This window comes from Enterobacter cloacae complex sp. IR5412 (assembly GCF_049237385.1).
GTDB classification, from domain to species: domain Bacteria; phylum Pseudomonadota; class Gammaproteobacteria; order Enterobacterales; family Enterobacteriaceae; genus Enterobacter; species Enterobacter intestinihominis.
Genome location: NZ_JBMKHQ010000007.1, coordinates 148,762 through 165,183, shown reverse-complemented (window position 1 = coordinate 165,183; position 16,422 = coordinate 148,762). Strand labels below are relative to the sequence as shown.

Here is a 16,422-nt window from a genome sequence, read left to right as displayed (position 1 = left end):
TCGCTAATGAGTACAAGAGGCAGCATAACATGACCCAGCATTCCCCGTATTCCTCGGCCATGGCCGAACAGCGTCATCAGGAGTGGCTTCGTTTTGTGGAGTTGCTCCGCCAGTCTTACGACAAAGATCTGCATTTACCCTTGCTACAGCTGATGCTGACGCCAGACGAGCGTGAAGCGCTGGGTACACGGGTACGCATTATTGAGGAACTGCTGCGTGGCGAAATGAGCCAGCGTGAACTGAAAAACGAGCTGGGCGCGGGCATCGCGACGATTACCCGGGGTTCAAACAGCCTGAAGTCGGCGCCGGTTGAACTGCGTCAGTGGCTGGAAGCGGTATTGCTTAAAAACGCCGGATGACGGCTTCGCCTAATCCGGCCTACAAACTTAACGATAAATCGCGTTATGGAACGGACTTAACGCCAGAATAACGGCCTGGTGGTAAACGCTCGAACGGGTGAGCTTGCCCGCGGTAAAGACGCCAATCGCCCCCTCTTTACGACCAATCTCATCAATGCCGGTGTAGTGCGACATTACCGGCCCCAGCGCCTCACCCGCGCGGACTTTCTCCAGTATGACCTCCGGCAGCGGCAGCGTGGCTGAACGCGCTTCGCCGCGCTGCTCGCGGCTTTCGATGACAACCCAGCTGAAGGTCGCCCCTTCGTCGATACCTGCTTCAATCGCGACCCAGAAGTCAGCATCTGGCGCGGCGGCTTTTGCATTCGCCACGCGATTTCGTGCGCCAGCGCGTGTTTCCTCGCTGCCAAACGGCTGTTCCGGCACACCGCTCTCGACGCCGACGGCGTCAATATGGCAGGATCCTTCGCCGAAGATCTCTTCAAATGCCCTTAGAATTGCCTGAATTTTGGCAGGATTGGTGGTAGCAGAGACAACATGGTGCATAATTAAGCTCGATTTAAAAAATTCATCGCAGTATAACGGAAAAAAAGCATGTTACAGGTATACCTTGTTCGCCACGGTGAAACGCAGTGGAACGCCGAGCGACGTATTCAAGGCCAGTCAGACAGTCCTCTCACCGACAAAGGTGTGCAGCAAGCGTGGCAGGTGGCGGAACGCGCCAGAACGCTGGGTATCACTCACGTCATCTCCAGTGATTTAGGCCGCACGCAGCAGACGGCACGCATCATCGCCGATGCCTGTGGCTGCGACGTGACCCTTGAACCGCGCCTGCGCGAGCTGGATATGGGCGTGCTGGAAAAACGCCCTATCGATACGCTGACGGAAACCGAAGAAGGCTGGCGTCGCACGCTGGTGAACGGCACTGAAGATGGTCGCATCCCTGAGGGGGAATCCATGCAGGAGCTGAGCGTGCGCATGCATGCCGCGCTGGCCGAGTGCCTGAAACTCCCGGCAGGTAGCCGACCGCTGCTGGTGAGCCACGGTATCGCGCTGGGTTGCCTGGTGAGTACCATTCTGGGGCTGCCGGCTTACGCCGAGCGCCGTTTGCGTCTGCGCAACTGTTCCATTTCCCGTATCGACTATCAGGAAAGTGCCTGGCTGGCATCGGGGTGGGTGGTTGAGATGGCAGGGGACATTTCGCATCTTGATGCCCCTGCACTGGATGAGTTGCAGCGTTAACGACGTACCGGAATCAGGAATTCCATACGCAGATTGATAGGGCCTTCTTCCGGTTTTGCATCTTGCGCCGGATAGTAGCGCTCAATGTCCTGACCTTTACGGCGATTCAGATTCAGCATCGGCATGCAGGTCCCGTAAACGGTCAGGATGAACTCCTGAACGCCCGTTCCTAACCCTTCGTATGAGAACATCACATACTCGCCGCCTTCCAGCACGACAGGCTTCGAGCCATGAATGTAACCGTTCGCCATGTCAGGCGTCAGCGCCGTGGTATAGAACACTTCCTGCTCGTCGTCTTTTTCCTGGCTTGGATACGTTTCGTTCAGGCCATACAGAATCGGCGGGATCGCCGGAGCGTGGCTTAAAAATTCGCGCCAGAACTGAACGCGCATCTGATGGCGGAACTCGGAGATCTGCTCCAGGGAACAGGAGTAGCTCTGCGTGGTGCCGACCAGGTGCGTTTCCGGCAGGGTGATGATTTCATATTTTGGCATCGCAAACTCGCCCAGACGCAGCGGCGGACGCATACCAAAGGAGCTCCAGTCCGGCGAGCGGCGATAAAGCGCTGGCGTTAACGAGAACTGTTTTTTAAAGGCGCGAGTGAAGGTTTGCTGTGAATCGAAGCGATATTGCAGGGCAATATCCAGGATTGGTCGCGCGGTCAGGCGCAACGCAACAGCAGACTTTGATAAACGACGTGCGCGAATATAGGCACCGATAGCATGACCGGTGACATCCTTGAACATCCTTTGCAGATGCCACTTGGAATAGCCTGCTTTTGCCGCCACATTATCCAGTGACAAAGGCTGGTCGAGATGACCTTCCAGCCAGGTGAGCAGGTCGCGAATAATTCCAGCCTGATCCATATACTATCCTCATCCTTAAAACTGCCGCAGGTGCCTGTTTACAGGTTAGCGGATAATAGCATTTTTTGACGTTTTAGCATTCAGTGTTTTTTTTGCGCATAAATGCTTTTTGTGGTGATTTAAGTGCGGATATATTCTAATCCTGTGATCTTGCTACATTTTTATCTAACCTGTTGAATAATCGCTCAGCGTAATTTTTATGAATGGTAACAATATGAAATACAAGGTTTTAGTCTTTGCAGCACTGGCGCTGATGGCAGGGCGCGTGGCACAGGCGGAGCAAATTGGCTCCGTGGACACCGTGTTTAAAATGTTTGGGCCGGACCACAAAATTGTGGTGGAGGCCTTTGACGATCCGGACGTTAAAAACGTCACCTGCTATGTCAGCCGGGCGAAGACCGGCGGGATTAAAGGCGGCCTGGGGCTGGCTGAAGACACGTCTGACGCGGCCATCTCCTGCCAGCAGGTTGGTCCGGTGGAATTGAGTGACAAAATTAAAAACGGCAAAGCGCAGGGCGACGTTGTATTCCAGAAACGGACCTCGCTGGTGTTCAAAAAGCTACAGGTGGTCCGTTTTTATGACGCGAAGCGCAACACACTGGCTTATCTGGCTTATTCCGACAAAGTCGTGGAAGGCTCACCGAAAAACGCGATTAGCGCGGTGCCGATTATGCCGTGGCATTGATAAAAAAAACGGCGCAAAAGCGCCGTTTTTTACTGCGTGACGGGAGGATTACTCCTGGAGGTCACCGCAGAAACGATAGCCTTCACCATGGATCGTGGCGATGATTTCCGGCGTATCAGGCGTAGATTCGAAATGTTTACGAATACGACGGATGGTTACGTCAACGGTACGATCGTGTGGCTTCAACTCACGACCGGTCATTTTCTTCAGCAGTTCTGCACGGGACTGGATCTTGCCCGGGTTTTCGCAGAAGTGCAGCATCGCGCGGAATTCACTGCGCGGCAGTTTGTACTGCTCACCGTTCGGGCTAATCAGCGAACGGCTATTGATATCAAGTTCCCAGCCGTTGAATTTGTAGCTGTCGACGCTACGACGCTCTTCACTGACCGTACCCAGATTCATGGTGCGGGACAGCAGGTTGCGTGCACGAATGGTTAACTCGCGAGGGTTGAACGGCTTGGTGATGTAGTCATCCGCGCCGATTTCCAGACCAAGAATTTTATCAACCTCGTTGTCACGGCCTGTCAGGAACATCAACGCGACGTTCGCCTGTTCACGCAGTTCGCGCGCCAGAAGAAGCCCGTTTTTGCCCGGCAGATTGATATCCATAATCACCAGGTTGATATCATTTTCAGAAAGGATCTGATGCATCTCTGCGCCATCGGTCGCTTCAAAGACATCGTAGCCTTCTGCTTCGAAAATGCTCTTTAACGTGTTGCGTGTTACCAACTCGTCTTCAACGATAAGAATGTGCGGGGTCTGCATGTTTGCTACCTAAATTGCCAACTAAATCGAAACAGGAAGTACAAAAGTCCCTGACCTGCCTGATGCATGTCGCAAATTAACATGATCGGCTTAACGTGACTAAAGTACGTAATTGCGTTCTTGATGCACTTTCCATCAACGTCAACAACATCATTAGCTTGGTCGTGGGTACTTTCCCTTTGGACCCGACAGTGTCAAAAACGGCTGTCATCCTAACCATTTTAACAGCAACATAACAGGCTAAGTGACACCGGACACCCAATAAAACTACGCTTCGTTGACATATATCAAGTTCAATTGTAGCACGTTAACAGTTTGATGAAATCATCGTAGCTGAATGCTAGCCTTTGTCACAATTTTTCAATAAACCAACTAGTTGCGGACATTGATTGATAAACGGTACGAATCCAATCGGAAAAGAGTATTCATAAGGTCATTATCATTACAAAACATAAGGATAATGGACTTCTGTTAACATTCTAACTGATTGTTCAGCCACAAAATAGTTTAGCTTTTTTTAATTGTTATGAAACGCTATTTCGGTGATTTGTGTTGCAAAATTGTAAATTCGTGCTGCGTAATATGTTGAAGTGAATCACATTTTTACCTGCTAACTGATTAAAAAGAGAGCATAAATGCATCTGTCGATTGTGCTGGTGGCACCAGCAAGAGCTGAAAATATTGGCGCTGCGGCGCGTGCCATGAAGACCATGGGTTTTACCGATTTGCGTATCGTAGACAGCACGGCGCATCTGGAGCCTGCTGCGCGATGGGTGGCGCACGGTTCGGGTGATATTCTCGATAATATAACCACTTACGCTACGCTCGCTGAGGCGCTGCACGATATGTCGTTTACCGTCGCGACGACCGCGCGCAGCCGGGCGAAGTTTCATTATTACGCCACGCCTGCTGAACTGGTGCCAATGCTGGAAGAGAAAAGCCAGTGGCTGGAGAAAGCCGCGCTGGTGTTTGGGCGAGAAGATTCCGGGCTGACTAACGAAGAACTGGAACTGGCTGACGTGCTGACGGGCGCGCCGATGGTGGCGGATTATCCGTCACTCAATCTGGGGCAGGCGGTGATGGTGTACTGCTATCAATTAGCATCCTTAATACAAATTTCTCAGCCGCCAGCGTCAGTAACGGATGAAAACCAGCTGGCGGCGCTGCGTATTCGTGCAGATAAGCTTCTCGAGCAACTGGGCGTCGCTGACGATCAAAAAATGGTGGACTGGTTACAGCAGCGCCTGGGGCGTCTTGAACAGCGCGACACGGCAATGCTGCACCGATTGCTTCATGATATTGAAAAAAAATTAGCCGAGTAAAATAGTGTCATAGGTTTTTATTATGGCCGATCCTGCTGATGTCTGGGGTTGCATCTGGGGTATTCCGATGAAAATAAATCTGCACGCAGCGGGACGTGAGAATGTCCCGAATTGTGATCAAATTAAAAATTCATTGACTTAAGGTGTCCGATCCTTTAACCCTAAAAGAATAGAGCACAGACAGATAATAATGACAGAGTACACAACATCCATGAAACGCATCAGCATCACCACCATTACTACAACCATCATCATTACCACAGGTAACGATGCGGGCTGACGCGTACAGGAAAAACAGAAAAAAGCCCGCACCTGAACAGTGCGGGCTTTTTTTTCGGCTAAAGGAAATGAGGTAGAACCATGCGAGTGTTGAAGTTCGGCGGTACATCAGTGGCAAATGCAGAGCGTTTTCTGCGTGTTGCCGATATCCTGGAAAGTAACGCCAGGCAGGGGCAGGTTGCTACCGTGCTCTCTGCCCCGGCAAAAATCACGAACCACCTGGTGGCGATGATTGAAAAAACCATCGGTGGCCAGGATGCACTTCCGAACATCAGCGACGCCGAGCGTATCTTCGCTGAACTGCTTCAGGGGCTGGCAGACGCCCAGCCTGGCTTCCCGCTGGCGCAGCTGAAAACCACCGTTGAACTCGAATTTGCCCAGATTAAACACGTTCTTCACGGTATCAGCCTGCTGGGTCAATGTCCGGACAGCATCAACGCGGCGCTAATTTGCCGGGGTGAAAAACTCTCTATCGCCATCATGGCAGGCGTGCTGGAAGCGCGCGGTCATCACGTGACGGTCATCGATCCGGTTGAAAAACTGCTGGCTGTGGGACACTACCTTGAATCCACCGTCGACATTGCCGAGTCGACACGCCGCATTGCGGCGAGCAAAATCCCGTCTGACCACATGATCCTGATGGCAGGCTTCACCGCCGGTAACGAGAAGGGCGAACTGGTGGTGCTGGGGCGTAACGGCTCTGACTACTCCGCTGCCGTGCTGGCGGCCTGTTTACGTGCAGACTGTTGTGAGATCTGGACTGACGTTGATGGTGTATATACCTGTGACCCGCGCCAGGTGCCGGACGCCAGGCTGTTGAAGTCGATGTCGTACCAGGAAGCGATGGAGCTTTCCTACTTCGGCGCCAAAGTGCTTCACCCACGTACCATCTCCCCGATTGCCCAGTTCCAGATCCCTTGCCTGATTAAAAATACCGGTAATCCGCAGGCGCCGGGTACGCTGATTGGCGCCAGCGCTGATGAAGATGACCTGCCGGTAAAAGGCATTTCGAACCTTAATAACATGGCGATGTTCAGCGTCTCTGGCCCGGGTATGAAAGGTATGGTTGGCATGGCGGCACGCGTATTTGCGGCCATGTCCCGTAACGGGATCTCCGTGGTGCTGATCACGCAGTCTTCTTCCGAATACAGCATCAGCTTCTGCGTCCCGCAGGGCGATTGCCTGCGCGCCCGTCGCGCGCTGGAAGAAGAGTTCTACCTGGAGCTGAAAGAAGAGCTGCTGGAGCCGCTCTCTATTCAGGAGCGTCTGGCCGTGATCTCCGTGGTAGGCGACGGCATGCGCACCCTGCGCGGAATCTCCGCCAAATTCTTTGCCGCCCTGGCGCGGGCCAATATCAATATCGTGGCGATTGCCCAGGGCTCATCAGAGCGTTCAATTTCCGTTGTCGTGGATAACGATGACGCCACTACCGGCGTGCGCGTGGTGCATCAGATGCTGTTCAACACCGACCAGGTGATTGAGCTGTTCCTGGTGGGCGTCGGCGGCGTCGGCGGCGCGCTGCTGGAGCAGGTAAAGCGCCAGCAGGAGTGGCTTAAGAAGAAACATATCGATTTGCGCGTCTGCGGAATTGCGAACTCGAAAGCGTTGCTGACTAACGTCCACGGTCTGAACCTGGAAAACTGGCAGGCGGAACTGGAAGAGGCGAAAGAGCCGTTCAACCTGGGTCGTCTGATCCGTCTGGTGAAAGAGTATCACCTGCTTAACCCGGTGATCGTCGACTGTACCTCCAGCCAGGCTGTGGCCGATCAGTACGCGGATTTCCTGCGCGAAGGTTTCCATGTGGTGACGCCGAACAAAAAGGCCAACACCTCGTCGATGGATTACTATCACCAGCTGCGTCTGGCGGCGAGCAAGTCGCGCCGCAAGTTTCTGTATGACACCAACGTGGGCGCAGGCCTGCCGGTCATCGAGAACCTGCAAAACCTGCTGAACGCGGGCGACGAACTACAGCGTTTCTCCGGCATCCTCTCCGGCTCCCTGTCGTTTATCTTCGGCAAGCTGGACGAAGGGATGAGCCTGTCGGAAGCCACCCGCGCCGCGCGCGAGCTGGGCTACACCGAGCCGGATCCGCGCGACGACCTCTCCGGTATGGATGTGGCGCGTAAGCTGCTGATCCTGGTGCGCGAAACCGGCCGCGAGCTGGAGCTTTCGGATATCGTGATTGAGCCGGTGCTGCCAGCAGAATTTGATGACAGCGGCGACGTCAGCGCTTTTATGGCCAGGTTGCCGCAGCTTGACGACGCCTTTGCCGCCCGCGTTGCGAAAGCCCGTGATGAAGGTAAGGTATTGCGCTATGTTGGCAATATTGAAGAAGACGGCGTCTGCCGCGTGAAGATTGCCGAAGTGGATGGCAACGATCCGCTGTACAAGGTGAAAAACGGCGAGAACGCCCTGGCGTTCTACAGCCATTATTATCAGCCACTGCCGCTGGTACTTCGCGGCTATGGCGCAGGGAATGATGTGACGGCGGCGGGCGTGTTTGCCGATCTGCTGCGTACCCTGTCATGGAAGTTAGGAGTTTAAGATGGTTAAAGTATATGCCCCGGCTTCCAGCGCCAATATGAGCGTCGGATTTGACGTGCTGGGCGCGGCGGTTACGCCGGTGGATGGTTCGCTGCTGGGCGATACGGTAACGGTTGAGGCGGCAGAGCGCTTCAGCCTGAATAACGTCGGCCGTTTTGCCAGCAAGCTGCCGCCTGAACCGCGTGAGAATATCGTTTATCAGTGCTGGGAACGCTTCTGTCAGGAGATCGGTAAAAACGTGCCGGTCGCCATGACGCTGGAAAAGAGCATGCCGATTGGTTCGGGACTCGGCTCCAGCGCCTGCTCGGTGGTCGCCGCGCTGGTGGCGATGAATGAGCACTGCGGCAAGCCGCTGAACAACAGCCGCCTGCTGGCGCTGATGGGCGAGCTGGAAGGGCGCATCTCCGGCAGCATTCATTATGATAACGTGGCGCCGTGCTTCCTTGGCGGCATGCAGCTGATGATTGAAGAAAATGGCATCATCAGCCAGCAGGTGCCAGGGTTTGATGAGTGGCTGTGGGTGCTGGCCTATCCGGGCATTAAGGTTTCTACCGCCGAAGCGCGTGCGATCCTGCCGGCGCAGTATCGTCGTCAGGACTGTATCGCCCACGGGCGTCATCTGGCGGGCTTTATTCATGCCTGCTACACCCGACAGCCGCAGCTGGCGGCGAAACTGATGAAAGACGTTATTGCCGAGCCGTATCGCACGAAGCTGCTGCCGGGCTTTAACGAAGCGCGACAGGCATCCATGGATATCGGCGCACAGGCGTGCGGCATCTCCGGCTCCGGCCCAACGCTGTTCGCCTTATGCGACAAGCCAGACACCGCGCAGCGCGTGGCGGACTGGCTCTCTAAACACTACCTGCAAAATCAGGAAGGCTTTGTTCATATTTGCCGTCTGGACACGGCTGGCGCACGAGTACTGGGATAACGAATGAAACTCTACAACCTTAAAGATCATAACGAGCAGGTCAGCTTTGCGCAGGCGGTAACGCAGGGTTTGGGCAAAAATCAGGGGCTGTTCTTCCCCCACGACCTGCCGGAATTTCAACTGACTGAAATCGATGAACTGCTTAAGCAGGACTTTGTCACCCGCAGCACCAAAATTCTGTCTGCGTTTATTGGCGACGAAATCCCGCAGGAGCTGCTCGAAGAGCGCGTGCGCGCGGCGTTTGCTTTCCCGGCCCCGGTGAAGCAGGTGGAGCCTGACGTTGGCTGTCTGGAGCTGTTCCACGGCCCGACGCTGGCGTTCAAAGATTTCGGCGGTCGCTTTATGGCGCAGATGCTGACCCACATCAGCGGCGACAAACCGGTGACCATCCTGACCGCGACCTCAGGTGATACCGGTGCGGCGGTGGCTCATGCGTTCTACGGCCTGAAAAACGTCCGCGTGGTGATCCTCTATCCGAAAGGCAAAATCAGCCCGCTTCAGGAAAAACTGTTCTGCACTCTTGGGGGCAACATTGAAACCGTGGCGATCGACGGCGATTTCGATGCCTGCCAGGCGCTGGTGAAGCAGGCCTTTGATGACGAAGAGCTGAAGGCGGCGCTGGGGCTGAACTCTGCCAACTCCATCAACATCAGCCGTCTGCTGGCGCAGATCTGCTACTACTTCGAAGCGGTGGCCCAGCTGCCGCAGGACGCGCGCAATCAGCTGGTAGTTTCTGTGCCAAGCGGGAACTTCGGCGATCTGACGGCGGGCCTGCTGGCGAAATCACTCGGCCTGCCGGTGAAGCGCTTTATCGCCGCTACCAACGCCAACGACACCGTGCCGCGTTTCCTGAAGGACGGAAAATGGGCGCCGAACGCGACGCAGGCCACGCTCTCCAATGCGATGGATGTGTCACAGCCTAACAACTGGCCGCGTGTGGAAGAGCTGTTCCGCCGTAAGGTCTGGCGTCTGGGCGACCTGGGCTACGCAGCGGTGACGGACGAAACCACGAAAGCCACCATGCGCGAGCTGAAAGCGGTGGGCTATACCTCTGAGCCGCACGCGGCGATTGCCTATCGTGCCTTGCGCGATCAGCTTCAACCGGGTGAGTATGGCCTGTTCCTCGGTACCGCCCATCCGGCCAAGTTCAAAGAGAGCGTGGAAGCGATCCTGGGTGAAACGCTGCCGCTGCCAAAAGAGCTGGCCGAGCGCGCCGACCTGCCGTTGCTGTCCCATGAGCTGCCCGCAGACTTTGCCGCACTGCGTAAGCTGATGATGACCCGAGCGTGAGTTTATTGCCCGGTGGCGGCTACGCCTTACCGGGCCTGGAACATTTCAGAAAGTAGGCCGGGTAAGGCGAAGCCGCCACCCGGCTTTTTTATGGAGAAAATAAGGAGAAAAACAGCAGGAAAAAAGCAGAAATTCCCAATAAATGCGGTCACTTAGGGTTTAGGATTGCAGAGAATAACATCCACCGTTCCCATCACGTACTCTCCTTACATCGGCCCACGTTGGGCAAGAAGAATAAGGAGTCACCTATGTCTACACTGAAACCTGCGCTTATCGCGCTTTCACTGATGCTGGTCGCTCCCATGGCGGTGCAGGCAGCTGAGATCACCCTCGTCCCTGCGGTAAAACTGCAAATTGGCGATCGGGATAATAACGGACACTACTGGGATGGCGGCCGCTGGCGCGACCATGACTGGTGGAAAGCGCACTATGACTGGCGCGATAACCACTGGCGTCCGCACGATGAACATCGCGATCGTCACGATCATCACCGTCATGACGATCATCGCCCGGGGCCGGACCGGAAGCACCATTAACACAAACCCCGCCAGCTGGCGGGGTTGTCTTTTATTGCTCGTGACGCTTAAACACCAGCTCGTTTTTTCCTGACGATGCCTCGTCGAAGAAATACCCTTCACTGTTAAAGCCAGTGAGCTGCTCTGGCTTCGTCAGGCGGTTTTGAATGATGAAACGGCTCATCAGACCGCGCGCTTTTTTGGCGTAGAAGCTGATCACTTTAAATTTGCCGTTTTTCTCGTCGAGGAACACCGGCTTGATAATGTCCGCATTCAGCTTTTTCGGCTTCACCGATTTGAAGTACTCATCGGAGGCCAGGTTGATCGCCACGTTGTCCCCCTGGGCTTGTAGCACCGCGTTAAGCTTATCGGTAATGACATCGCCCCAGAACTGGTACAAATCTTTGCCTTTGGCGTTTTCCAGGCGGATACCCATCTCCAGACGATATGGCTGCATCAGATCCAGCGGGCGCAGCACCCCGTACAGGCCGGATAACATGCGCAGATGCTGCTGGGCAAAATCGAAATCGGCTTCGCTAAACGTTTCTGCTTGCAGGCCAGTGTAGACGTCACCTTTGAAGGCCAACAGCGCCTGGCGGGCGTTAGCGGGCGTGAAGTCAGGCTGCCACTCGTGAAAACGGGTGGCGTTCAGGTCGGCGAGTTTATCACTGATGCTCATCAGCGAAGCGATTTGCGGAGCCGAAAGCTTACGCGCCTCGTGGATCAGTTGTTGCGAGTAGTCCAGCAATTCCGGCTGGGTATAACGCTCAGTGGCGAGCGGGCTCTGGTAGTCGAGCGTTTTGGCAGGTGAAATCAGAATCAGCATATCCAGTCCTTGCAGGAAATTTAGAGCGACTTTAACAAAAAATCGCCCTGAATTGATCGATAGCTGTTATTGCCGCGGCAAATCATCCCAGGTGCCAGGAGCAATTTGTGATTCGATTTCGGGATAGCGTGAGGCGTCAAAGACGGGCTGTACGCCGAGCTTGCGCTGACGCAGATAATCGCGCGCGATCAGCGCCACAACCGGTGAAAGAAGCAAAATTGCCGTCAAATTGGTGATGGCCATCAGCGCCATAATGACATCCGCCAGTTGCCAGATCATCGGCATGCTGAGCAGGCAACCGACAAATACCATCGCCAGCACACCCGCGCGAAGGATGTTGCGGGCCAGACGCGAGTCAACTTTCAGGAAAATAAGGTTGTTCTCGGCATAGATATAGTTCACCACAATAGAACTGAAGGCAAAAAGCCCCACGACAAGGGCGACAAGGCCTGCGCCCCAACCGCCGACGAGGGAGACCAGCGCCTGTTGTACCCAGTGAATGCCTGCTGTACTGCCGGATGGATGTTCAACGGCGCCGGACAGCAACATTATCATCGCACTGGCGGAGCAGATAACAATGGTGTCTGTGAAGACGCCAATCATCTGTACAATGCCCTGCGCGGCGGGATGCGGGGGCCAGGATGCGGCCGCTGCGGCGGCATTCGGCGTGGAGCCCATTCCCGCTTCGTTGGAGAACATGCCTCGCTGAAAACCCGCAGTGAGAGCCTGGCTAAGGGTGTAACCCAGCGCGCCGGAAGCCGCTTCGCGCCAGCCGAACGCGCTTTGGAAAATGGTGACGATGACGTTCGGCACTTCGTCGATATGTATCGCGCATACCAACAGGCTGGTTGACACCCACAGCAGCGCCATCAGCGGAACCAGCCACTGCATCAGGCGGGCTACCCCTCTCAGCCCGGTCACAATGGTCAGCAGGGTGAGAAGGGCAAGCGCGCTGCCCGTCAGCCACTCCGGACAATTGAAGGCAAAGCGCAGCGCGTGGGCGACGGAATTAGCCTGAACGGTATTGAAAATAAGACCATAGGCCATCAGTAAAAAGATTGAGAACAGGACGCCCATCCAGCGCATTCCCAGTCCGCGAGCCATATACCAGGCGGGGCCGCCGCGAAATTGACCGTTGCCGTCTTTTTCTTTGTAGAGCTGCGCAAGCGAGCATTCAGCAAAGGAGGTGGCCATACCGATAATCGCCGTCACCCACATCCAGAATACCGCGCCCGGACCGCCCGCGCCGATTGCCAGCGCGACACCGGCCAGGTTACCGCTGCCGACGCGCGCGGCCAGGCTGGTACAGAGCGCCTGAAATGAGGTCAGGCCGCCCGGCTGTGGTGTGACGCTGTTTTTCAGACTTCTGCCAAATTTGCGAATATAGCGAAACTGAATCAGTCCGCTGCGCCACGTAAACCAGATACCTGCTCCTGAAAGCAGGTATATCATGATAGAACCCCAGAGGACTTCGTTAATAAAGAAAAAGAAATCAGGCACTAACGTCCCTCTTGTTGATGCCAACGTGAATATGTAAGCGCTACCACTGATTGTGCATGCTGTTACTTAGCAGCCTGTTAATATTCTGAGTTTATCATACTCTGCCTAAGCGCACTGTCTGCGGTTGCGCTGCCTCTCACTCGTGTTATCATCAGGGCAGACCGGTTACATCCCCCTAACAAGTAAACCTGTCATTTTTCCGCTGCTGGCAGGCTGTCGGTAGTGTGAATTATCCAGGGAACGTTAAAAGAGAAACACTATCATGACGGATAAATTGACCTCCCTTCGTCAGTTCACCACTGTCGTCGCTGACACCGGAGATATTGCGGCAATGAAGCTGTACCAGCCGCAGGATGCTACAACCAACCCTTCTCTGATCCTTAACGCCGCGCAGATCCCTGAGTATCGCAAACTGATCGACGAGGCGGTGACCTGGGCAAAAGCACAGAGCAATGACCGCGCGCAGCAGGTTGTAGATGCGACTGACAAACTGGCAGTAAACATCGGTCTGGAAATCCTGAAGCTCGTTCCTGGCCGTATCTCTACTGAAGTTGATGCTCGCCTGTCCTACGACACCGAAGCGTCTATTGCCAAAGCAAAACGCCTGATCAAACTGTACAACGATGCGGGCATCAGCAACGACCGTATCCTGATCAAACTGGCCTCTACCTGGCAGGGCATTCGCGCCGCTGAACAGCTGGAAAAAGAAGGGATCAACTGTAACCTGACTCTGCTGTTCTCCTTCGCACAGGCGCGTGCATGTGCCGAAGCTGGCGTATACCTGATTTCTCCGTTTGTGGGCCGTATTCTGGACTGGTACAAAGCCAACACCGACAAGAAAGAGTATGCGGCGTCTGAAGATCCAGGCGTGATTTCCGTGACGGAAATCTACGAATACTACAAACAGCACGGCTATGAGACCGTTGTTATGGGCGCAAGCTTCCGTAACGTCGGTGAAATCATTGAGCTGGCTGGCTGTGACCGCCTGACCATCGCCCCTGCGCTGCTGAAAGAGCTGGCAGAAAGCGAAGGAGCTATCGAGCGTAAACTGTCCTACACCGGTGAAGTGAAAGCGCGCCCAGAGCGCATCACCGAGTCCGAGTTCCTGTGGCAGCACAACCAGGATCCAATGGCCGTAGATAAACTGGCGGACGGTATCCGTAAGTTTGCTATCGACCAGGAAAAACTGGAAAAAATGATCGGCGACCTGCTGTAATCATTCTGCGTGACCGGGTTCCCGGTCACGCCTCTTTCCCCCGCCTCTGTCTGAATTTTCTCTCTGCGTGTATCATTCCCTTTAATCAGTACTTTTTGAATGGAATGGATATGAATACCTTACGCATCGGCTTAGTGTCGATTTCTGACCGCGCCTCCAGCGGTGTTTATCAGGATAAAGGCATCCCTGCTCTGGAAGCGTGGCTGGGCAGCGCGCTCACTACCCCGTTTGAGATCCAGACTCGCCTGATCCCGGACGAGCAGCCGATCATCGAGCAGACCCTGTGTGAGCTGGTGGATGAGATGAGCTGCCACCTTGTGCTGACGACGGGCGGAACCGGCCCCGCGCGCCGCGATGTAACGCCGGACGCGACGCTGGCTATCGCCGATCGTGAAATGCCGGGCTTCGGTGAACAGATGCGCCAGATCAGTCTACACTTTGTCCCGACGGCCATTCTTTCCCGTCAGGTCGGGGTGATCCGCAAACAGGCGCTGATCCTGAACCTGCCGGGGCAGCCGAAGTCGATAAAAGAAACGCTGGAAGGAGTAAAAGCCGAAGACGGCAGCGTTATCGTCCACGGTATCTTTGCAAGTGTACCGTATTGTATACAACTGCTTGACGGTCCGTACGTGGAAACTGACGGCAATGTGGTAGCAGCATTTCGCCCTAAAAGCGCTCGCCGCGAAACAATCTCCTGAAAATGCTTTAAATGTGACATTAGCGCCAGCCGCAGTAGCGTGTAAATGGATTTACGATATAGTAATTTTTTCTTTACGATTGCTGTAAAAAATAATCCACAACACATGCACAATGGTTCGCTATGTCACATAACACCCGACCTCTGAATCGACAGGACTACAAAACCCTCACGCTCGCTGCTCTGGGCGGCGCGCTGGAGTTTTACGACTTCATCATCTTTGTCTTCTTCGCCGCCGTCGTGGGGGCGCTGTTTTTCCCGGCGGATATTCCTGAATGGCTGCGTCAGGTGCAAACCTTCGGCATTTTCGCTGCCGGGTATCTGGCGCGTCCGCTGGGCGGCATTGTTATGGCGCACTTTGGCGATCTGGTTGGGCGCAAGAAGATGTTTACCCTCAGCATCCTGCTGATGGCCGTGCCGACGCTGGCGATTGGCCTTTTGCCTACATATGAGTCGATGGGCATTATCGCCCCGTTATTGCTGCTGCTGATGCGTATTCTCCAGGGCGCGGCCATCGGCGGGGAAGTGCCGGGCGCGTGGGTGTTTGTCGCTGAGCACGTCCCGGTGCGCCGCATCGGCATTGCGTGCGGAACGCTGACCGCAGGACTGACGATCGGGATCCTGCTTGGCTCCGTGGTTGCAACCATCATCAATACCAGCATGACGCAACAGGCCGTTCACGACTGGGGCTGGCGTATCCCGTTCCTGCTGGGCGGGGCGTTTGGGCTGGTGGCAATGTACCTGCGACGTTGGTTGCAGGAGACGCCAGTATTTCTGGAAATGCAGCAGCGGAAGGCGCTGGCGCAAGAATTGCCGGTAAAAACCGTAGTAGTGCGGCATAAAAAAGCGGTAGTCGTGTCGATGCTTCTGACCTGGCTGCTGTCTGCGGGTATCGTGGTGGTCATTTTGATGTCGCCGGTCTGGCTGCAAAAACAGTACGGTTTTGCGCCTGCTGTGACGTTACAGGCGAACAGTATCGCGACAATTATGCTCTGCTTTGGCTGTCTGGCCGCGGGACTGGCGGCGGATCGTTTCGGTGCCAGCGTGACCTTTATTGTCGGCAGCCTGCTGCTGGCCGCGTCGAGCTGGGCATTCTACCATCTTGCGGGCAGCCATCCTGAACAGTTGTTCCTGCTGTACGGCATCGTCGGGCTGTGCGTGGGCGTCGTTGGCGCCGTACCGTACGTAATGGTCCGCGCCTTCCCGCCGGAGGTACGCTTCACCGGCATCTCTTTCTCTTATAACGTCTCGTATGCCATTTTCGGTGGGCTGACCCCGATTGTGGTCACGGTGTTGATGGGGCTGTCACCCCTTGCACCTGCATGGTACGTGCTGGCGTTATCGCTGATGGGGCTGGTATTGGGGATGTGGCTTCGCCAGTCAGAGGG

18 protein-coding genes and 1 other annotated feature are annotated in these 16,422 nt (G+C 55.0%); of the genes, 13 read left to right on the top strand and 5 right to left on the bottom strand.

Translation table 11 applies throughout. The features are described 5' to 3' along the window. Positions 1-29 precede the first annotated feature (29 nt). The gene (gene trpR, locus ACOTX2_RS14780) at positions 30-359 is read left to right on the top strand and encodes a trp operon repressor (RefSeq protein ID WP_003856511.1); all 330 of its coding nucleotides are present in this window, start codon (positions 30-32) and stop codon (positions 357-359) included. A gap of 27 nt (positions 360-386) precedes the next feature. Here trpR and yjjX read toward each other — a convergent pair whose 3' ends face one another. After that, positions 387-902: an inosine/xanthosine triphosphatase gene (gene yjjX, locus ACOTX2_RS14775; RefSeq protein WP_022646994.1), complete on the bottom strand. Its 516-nt coding sequence runs from the start codon at positions 900-902 to the stop codon at positions 387-389. Positions 903-950: 48 nt separating this feature from the next. Here yjjX and gpmB point away from each other — a divergent pair, with 48 nt between their 5' ends. Beyond that, a complete protein-coding gene (gene gpmB, locus ACOTX2_RS14770) occupies positions 951-1,598 on the top strand; it encodes a 2,3-diphosphoglycerate-dependent phosphoglycerate mutase GpmB (RefSeq protein WP_006810187.1) in 648 nt (215 codons plus the stop codon). On the opposite strand, the gene robA is transcribed toward gpmB, so the two are convergent. Beyond that, complete coding sequence (robA, locus tag ACOTX2_RS14765; RefSeq protein WP_022646995.1) at positions 1,595-2,464, bottom strand: MDR efflux pump AcrAB transcriptional activator RobA; 870 nt, start codon at positions 2,462-2,464, stop codon at positions 1,595-1,597. The two genes, gpmB and robA, sit on opposite strands and share 4 nt — an antisense overlap. A gap of 214 nt (positions 2,465-2,678) precedes the next feature. On the opposite strand from robA, the gene creA reads away from it, so the two are divergent. Then, on the top strand, positions 2,679-3,149 hold the full coding sequence (gene creA, locus ACOTX2_RS14760; RefSeq protein WP_003856503.1) for a protein CreA: 471 nt from the start codon (positions 2,679-2,681) through the stop codon (positions 3,147-3,149). 48 nt (positions 3,150-3,197) lie between these two features. Here creA and arcA read toward each other — a convergent pair whose 3' ends face one another. Beyond that, the gene (arcA, locus tag ACOTX2_RS14755; protein ID WP_003856501.1) at positions 3,198-3,914 is read right to left on the bottom strand and encodes a two-component system response regulator ArcA; all 717 of its coding nucleotides are present in this window, start codon (positions 3,912-3,914) and stop codon (positions 3,198-3,200) included. A gap of 95 nt (positions 3,915-4,009) precedes the next feature. On the opposite strand from arcA, the gene yjjY reads away from it, so the two are divergent. The 7 genes from yjjY (at position 4,010) to ACOTX2_RS14720 (ending at position 10,816) form a co-directional block, all read left to right on the top strand. Then, positions 4,010-4,150 carry a protein YjjY gene (yjjY, locus tag ACOTX2_RS14750; RefSeq protein WP_001541509.1) on the top strand — a complete coding sequence of 47 codons (141 nt, stop codon included), beginning with the start codon at positions 4,010-4,012 and terminating at the stop codon, positions 4,148-4,150. A gap of 399 nt (positions 4,151-4,549) precedes the next feature. Beyond that, the gene (locus tag ACOTX2_RS14745; RefSeq protein WP_063148251.1) at positions 4,550-5,236 is read left to right on the top strand and encodes a tRNA/rRNA methyltransferase; all 687 of its coding nucleotides are present in this window, start codon (positions 4,550-4,552) and stop codon (positions 5,234-5,236) included. Positions 5,237-5,447: 211 nt separating this feature from the next. Beyond that, positions 5,448-5,516, top strand: a complete 69-nt coding sequence (thrL, locus tag ACOTX2_RS14740) for a thr operon leader peptide (protein WP_015572623.1) — start codon at positions 5,448-5,450, stop codon at positions 5,514-5,516. Further along, positions 5,455-5,572 (top strand) — a sequence feature (Thr leader region). Its footprint overlaps the gene before it by 62 nt. A 24-nt stretch (positions 5,573-5,596) precedes the next feature. Continuing rightward, a complete protein-coding gene (gene thrA, locus ACOTX2_RS14735) occupies positions 5,597-8,059 on the top strand; it encodes a bifunctional aspartate kinase/homoserine dehydrogenase I (protein WP_022646997.1) in 2,463 nt (820 codons plus the stop codon). Between the two features lies 1 nt (position 8,060). After that, entirely contained in the window at positions 8,061-8,990 is a 930-nt protein-coding gene (gene thrB, locus ACOTX2_RS14730) for a homoserine kinase (protein WP_023299286.1), read from the top strand. A 3-nt stretch (positions 8,991-8,993) separates the two neighbouring features. After that, positions 8,994-10,280 (top strand): threonine synthase, encoded by a 1,287-nt coding sequence (gene thrC, locus ACOTX2_RS14725; protein WP_003856490.1) that lies wholly within the window; start codon positions 8,994-8,996, stop codon positions 10,278-10,280. A gap of 248 nt (positions 10,281-10,528) precedes the next feature. Further along, positions 10,529-10,816, top strand: a complete 288-nt coding sequence (locus ACOTX2_RS14720; RefSeq protein WP_022646999.1) for a DUF2502 domain-containing protein — start codon at positions 10,529-10,531, stop codon at positions 10,814-10,816. Between the two features lie 31 nt (positions 10,817-10,847). On the opposite strand, the gene yaaA is transcribed toward ACOTX2_RS14720, so the two are convergent. Both yaaA and ACOTX2_RS14710 read right to left on the bottom strand, forming a co-directional pair. After that, positions 10,848-11,621 carry a peroxide stress protein YaaA gene (gene yaaA, locus ACOTX2_RS14715; RefSeq protein WP_063148250.1) on the bottom strand — a complete coding sequence of 258 codons (774 nt, stop codon included), beginning with the start codon at positions 11,619-11,621 and terminating at the stop codon, positions 10,848-10,850. A gap of 66 nt (positions 11,622-11,687) precedes the next feature. Continuing rightward, positions 11,688-13,121 (bottom strand): alanine/glycine:cation symporter family protein, encoded by a 1,434-nt coding sequence (locus ACOTX2_RS14710; RefSeq protein ID WP_023299289.1) that lies wholly within the window; start codon positions 13,119-13,121, stop codon positions 11,688-11,690. Positions 13,122-13,383: 262 nt separating this feature from the next. Between ACOTX2_RS14710 and tal the strand changes: the two genes are divergently transcribed. The 3 genes from tal to ACOTX2_RS14695 all read left to right on the top strand — a co-directional run. Then, positions 13,384-14,337 (top strand): transaldolase, encoded by a 954-nt coding sequence (tal, locus tag ACOTX2_RS14705; protein ID WP_003856481.1) that lies wholly within the window; start codon positions 13,384-13,386, stop codon positions 14,335-14,337. Between the two features lie 110 nt (positions 14,338-14,447). Then, positions 14,448-15,035 (top strand): molybdopterin adenylyltransferase, encoded by a 588-nt coding sequence (gene mog / locus ACOTX2_RS14700; protein WP_003856479.1) that lies wholly within the window; start codon positions 14,448-14,450, stop codon positions 15,033-15,035. A gap of 122 nt (positions 15,036-15,157) precedes the next feature. Then, the coding region (locus ACOTX2_RS14695) for an MFS transporter (protein ID WP_421625934.1) at positions 15,158-16,422 on the top strand (1,265 nt) is incomplete at its 3' end.

What these genes read in the sequence shown, in the direction of transcription:
- thrB (WP_023299286.1), top strand. Translation starts at nt 8,061, where the DNA reads ATGGTTAAAGTATATGCCCCGGCTTCCAGCGCCAATATGAGCGTCGGA.
- creA (WP_003856503.1), top strand. Translation starts at nt 2,679, where the DNA reads ATGAAATACAAGGTTTTAGTCTTTGCAGCACTGGCGCTGATGGCAGGG.
- tal (WP_003856481.1), top strand. Translation starts at nt 13,384, where the DNA reads ATGACGGATAAATTGACCTCCCTTCGTCAGTTCACCACTGTCGTCGCT.
- robA (WP_022646995.1), bottom strand. Translation starts at nt 2,464, where the DNA reads ATGGATCAGGCTGGAATTATTCGCGACCTGCTCACCTGGCTGGAAGGT.
- thrC (WP_003856490.1), top strand. Translation starts at nt 8,994, where the DNA reads ATGAAACTCTACAACCTTAAAGATCATAACGAGCAGGTCAGCTTTGCG.
- gpmB (WP_006810187.1), top strand. Translation starts at nt 951, where the DNA reads ATGTTACAGGTATACCTTGTTCGCCACGGTGAAACGCAGTGGAACGCC.
- trpR (WP_003856511.1), top strand. Translation starts at nt 30, where the DNA reads ATGACCCAGCATTCCCCGTATTCCTCGGCCATGGCCGAACAGCGTCAT.
- mog (WP_003856479.1), top strand. Translation starts at nt 14,448, where the DNA reads ATGAATACCTTACGCATCGGCTTAGTGTCGATTTCTGACCGCGCCTCC.
- yjjX (WP_022646994.1), bottom strand. Translation starts at nt 902, where the DNA reads ATGCACCATGTTGTCTCTGCTACCACCAATCCTGCCAAAATTCAGGCA.
- thrA (WP_022646997.1), top strand. Translation starts at nt 5,597, where the DNA reads ATGCGAGTGTTGAAGTTCGGCGGTACATCAGTGGCAAATGCAGAGCGT.
- arcA (WP_003856501.1), bottom strand. Translation starts at nt 3,914, where the DNA reads ATGCAGACCCCGCACATTCTTATCGTTGAAGACGAGTTGGTAACACGC.
- yaaA (WP_063148250.1), bottom strand. Translation starts at nt 11,621, where the DNA reads ATGCTGATTCTGATTTCACCTGCCAAAACGCTCGACTACCAGAGCCCG.
- ACOTX2_RS14745 (WP_063148251.1), top strand. Translation starts at nt 4,550, where the DNA reads ATGCATCTGTCGATTGTGCTGGTGGCACCAGCAAGAGCTGAAAATATT.
- ACOTX2_RS14720 (WP_022646999.1), top strand. Translation starts at nt 10,529, where the DNA reads ATGTCTACACTGAAACCTGCGCTTATCGCGCTTTCACTGATGCTGGTC.